The sequence below is a fragment of the Lentzea sp. genome (assembly GCF_036380075.1).
In the GTDB taxonomy this organism is placed as follows: domain Bacteria; phylum Actinomycetota; class Actinomycetes; order Mycobacteriales; family Pseudonocardiaceae; genus Lentzea.
In genome coordinates, this window is sequence record NZ_DASVFL010000393.1 from 1 (window position 1) to 3511 (window position 3511).

Genomic DNA, 3511 nt, shown 5'->3' on the forward strand with positions numbered 1-3511 from the left:
GCCGAGATGTCGTTCTCGAGCGGCTGGTCGAGCGGGTTGGGGTTCGTCACGGAACTCTCCTCATTCATGCCTGAGCGCCTCGATGGGGCGGAGCTTCGCCGCGCGCGAAGCCGGGTAGCTGCCGAAGAACAGGCCGATCAGCGCCGACACCGCGAACGCGAGCAGCACCGACGACGGCACGATGACGGGCTGGATGCCGGCGATGGTGAACCGGCTGCCGACCACCCCGGCGGCGACGCCCAGCGCCCCGCCGAACAGGCTCAGCAGCGTCGCCTCGATCAGGAACTGGCCGAGGATCGACGACCGCGGCGCGCCCACGGCCTTGCGGATGCCGATCTCGCGGATCCGCTCGGTGACGGTGACCAGCATGATGTTCGTGATGCCGATCCCGCCCACCAGCAACGAGATCGCCGCCACGGACGCCAGCAGCACCGTGAACGTCTCCGTCGTCGCGGTCCGCGCGGTGAGCAGCTGGTCCTGGCTGAGGATCCGGTAGTCGGCGGTGTTCGTGATCTTGTGCCGGCCGTCGAGGACCGTCGTCACCTGCGCCTGCGCGTTCGGCAACGCGTCCGCGGACTGCGCCTGCACCACGATCTGGGTGAGGCTGCCGTAGCCGGTCAACGCGTTCTGCGTCGTCGTCAGCGGCGCCACGGCAAGGTCGTCCGCGTCCTGCAGCCCACTGGACCCCTTGGCCGCCAGCACTCCCACGACGGTGAACGGGATGTTGTTGACCAGCATCGGCTTGCCGACCGGGTCGGTGCCGGGGAAGAGCTCGGTCGCGACCGTCGCGCCGATCACGACGACCTTGCGCGCCTGCTGGACGTCGTTGTCGGAGAACAGGTTCCCCTGCGCGACGCTGCTGTTCGTGGTGTCGAAGTAGTGCGGGTCGGAGCCGATGAACTGGCCCACGTCGTGCGTCGTGTCGCCGTACGCGGCGGTCGCCTGCGCGGACACCACGGGCGAGGCGTACTTGACGTCGGGGGAGTCGGGGCCGACCAGCGCCGCCGCGTCCGCCGTGGTCAGCGGCTTGGCGGTGCTGCCGGGCTGGGCGCGCTGCGGGCTGATCGTCAGGATGTTCGTGCCGAGCCCGGCGATGCTCTGCTGCACCGCGCTCGACGCGCCGTTGCCGACCGCGATCAGCAGGATCACCGACGCGACACCGATCAGGATGCCGAGCGTGGTGAGCCCGGACCGCATCTTGTTCGCGGTCAGGCCCCGCACGGCGAAGGCGGCGATCTCGAGGAACCTCACACCAGCACCCCCGCGACCTTCCCGTCCACCACGCGCACGGTCCGCATGGCGTGGGCGGCGACCTCGTCCTCGTGCGTGATCAGCACGACCGTCCGCCCGCTGGCACTGAGCCGGTCGAGGATGCCCATCACCTCACGGCTGGAGTCGGTGTCGAGGTTTCCCGTCGGCTCGTCGGCCAGCACGATCGCCGGGGACGTGACGAGGGCCCGCGCGATCGCGACCCGTTGCTGCTGACCGCCCGACAGCTCGTTGGGCCGGTGGTGCGTGCGGTCCTTGAGGCCGACGAGGTCGAGCGCTGCGAGCGCGCGCTCGCGACGTTGTGCACGTCGAACTCCCGCGTACACCAGCGGGAGTTCGACGTTGGCGAGTGCCGTAGTGCGCGGCACCAGGTTGAAGGACTGGAAGACGAAACCGATCTTCCTGTTGCGCAGCAACGAGAGCTGCTCCTCGTCGAACTCGCCCGTGTCGATGCCGTCCAGCAGGTACTTGCCGGACGACGGCACGTCGAGGCAGCCGAGGATGTTGAGCAGCGTCGACTTGCCGGAGCCGGACGCGCCCATGATCGCGATGTACTCGCCCTTCTCCACGGTCAGGTCGAGCCCGCGCAGGGCGTGCACGGCCGTGTCGCCGGCCCCGTAGGTCTTGCGGAGGTCCCTGACCTCGATGACGGGGCTCATCGCCCGGTCCCGGTGAACCCGCCGCCGTTGGTGCGCTGGCCGCCACCGGTGCCGGGGAAGTTCCCGCCTTGCTGCTGACCGGTGCGGTTCTGGTTCGTCGACGTCGTCACCGGCGGCAGCACGACCTCGTCGCCCGCGCTCAGCCCGGACTTGATCTCCACGTACTGGTCGCCGCGCACCCCGACCTCGACGGTCTTGCGGGTCTCCGCGCCGTTCTCCATCACCTGGACGCTGCTGGCGCCGTTGACGGTCTGCACGGCCGCGGCCGGCACGGCGAGGACACCGGTGGCCCCGGCGACGGTGATCTCGACGCTCGCGGACTGGCCCGGCCGCAACCCGGCCGGCGGCTGGGTCAGCGTCAGCGTCACGCCGTACTGGACGACGTTGTTCGCCGTGGTGGGCGTGAGGTCGACCTGGGCGACCTTGGCCTGGACCGGCGTGGACTGCATCGCGTTGACCGTGACGGTCGCGGCCTGGTCGCCCTTGAGCTTGCTGACGTCCGACTCGGAGACGTTCGCCTTCAGCACCAGGTTCTTCAGATCGGTGACGACCACGAACCCGGACGTCGTCGTGGTGCTGGACGTGCTGGAGCTGCTGCTGTTGCTCGACGTGCCGCCGCTGGCGACCTTCTGGCCGACCGACCCGGTGACCGACGTGATCGTGCCGTCGCCGGGCGCCGTGAGCGTCGTGGCGGCGAGGGTGTCCTCGGCCTGCTGGAGAGCGAGCTGCGCCTGCCGGTACGCCGTCAGCAACGCGGTGGTGCCGGTGCCCTTGGCGAGCGCGGCGTCGACGTTGCCCTGCGCGATGTCGACCTGGAGCTGCGCCTGGGTCGGGTCGAGCTTCGCGAGCTGCTGGCCCTTGGTGACGGTGTCGCCGACCTTGACGTCGATCTCCGTGACCGTGCCGCTCGCCGAGAACGACGCCGCGGCGCTGAACGAGCTCTGCACCGTCCCCGACGCCGTGACCACCTCGCTGACGTCACGGGTCGCGGCGGCGGCCGTGCGGGCGGCGGTGGGCTGGGCGTTGCCGGACGAACCGAAGAACACCAGATAACCGGCCACACCGGCGCCGAGGAGCACCACCACCAGCAGCCCGTTGATCACCAGGGATCTGCGACGTCGAGTCATGGACGAGGATCGTCGTCCGCGAAGCTGTGCCCGGGCTGCGAGTTCCCTGGGAGTCCGCTGAAGATCGAAGCGCCCGATTTTCACCCGGTTGTGCACCTTTTTGCTCTTCGAGCAAGCCCTAGCGTCGGGGAATGGCCACGACCACCCCCTCCACCGCCTACAGCCGGGACCTGGGCGACGAGCTGCGCCGCCTGCGCGAGACCTGCACCGGACTGACGGGCGCCGCGCTGTCCGTGCGGCTCGGCTGGGACCCGAGCAAGCTCTCGACGATCGAGACCGGCAAGTACCGCGCCAGCGAGATCGACCTCGTCCAGTACCTCTCGATGTGCGGCAAGGACATCGACTTCTTCGAGGACTTCAAGAGGCGGTACCGGTACGCGTTCGAGGAGTACATCGTGCAGGTGTCGGACAACCTGCGCACGCTCGCGATGGCGGAGTCGACGGCGACGGCGATCA

At 69.6% G+C, this 3511-nt stretch carries 4 protein-coding genes; 1 reads left to right on the top strand and 3 read right to left on the bottom strand.

Annotated features, from left to right (window positions below; genetic code table 11):
- Positions 1-60: 60 nt before the first annotated feature.
- From VF330_RS40910 to VF330_RS40920, 3 genes are read right to left on the bottom strand one after another with little or no spacing between them, the layout of a single operon-like run.
- Positions 61-1251, bottom strand: coding sequence for an ABC transporter permease (locus tag VF330_RS40910; protein ID WP_330857142.1), 1191 nt, complete (start codon positions 1249-1251; stop codon positions 61-63).
- The gene (locus tag VF330_RS40915; protein ID WP_330857143.1) at positions 1248-1928 is read right to left on the bottom strand and encodes an ABC transporter ATP-binding protein; all 681 of its coding nucleotides are present in this window, start codon (positions 1926-1928) and stop codon (positions 1248-1250) included. The genes VF330_RS40910 and VF330_RS40915 overlap by 4 nt, the downstream gene beginning before the upstream one ends.
- On the bottom strand, positions 1925-3055 hold the full coding sequence (locus tag VF330_RS40920) for an efflux RND transporter periplasmic adaptor subunit (protein ID WP_330857144.1): 1131 nt from the start codon (positions 3053-3055) through the stop codon (positions 1925-1927). The genes VF330_RS40915 and VF330_RS40920 overlap by 4 nt, the downstream gene beginning before the upstream one ends.
- Before the next feature lie 131 nt (positions 3056-3186).
- On the opposite strand from VF330_RS40920, the gene VF330_RS40925 reads away from it, so the two are divergent.
- The coding region (locus VF330_RS40925; RefSeq protein WP_330857145.1) for a helix-turn-helix transcriptional regulator at positions 3187-3511 on the top strand (325 nt) is incomplete at its 3' end.

Excerpts from the sequence above, each read along its gene's own strand:
- VF330_RS40920 (WP_330857144.1), bottom strand. The coding sequence starts at position 3,055 with ATGACTCGACGTCGCAGATCCCTGGTGATCAACGGGCTGCTGGTGGTG.
- VF330_RS40915 (WP_330857143.1), bottom strand. The coding sequence starts at position 1,928 with ATGAGCCCCGTCATCGAGGTCAGGGACCTCCGCAAGACCTACGGGGCC.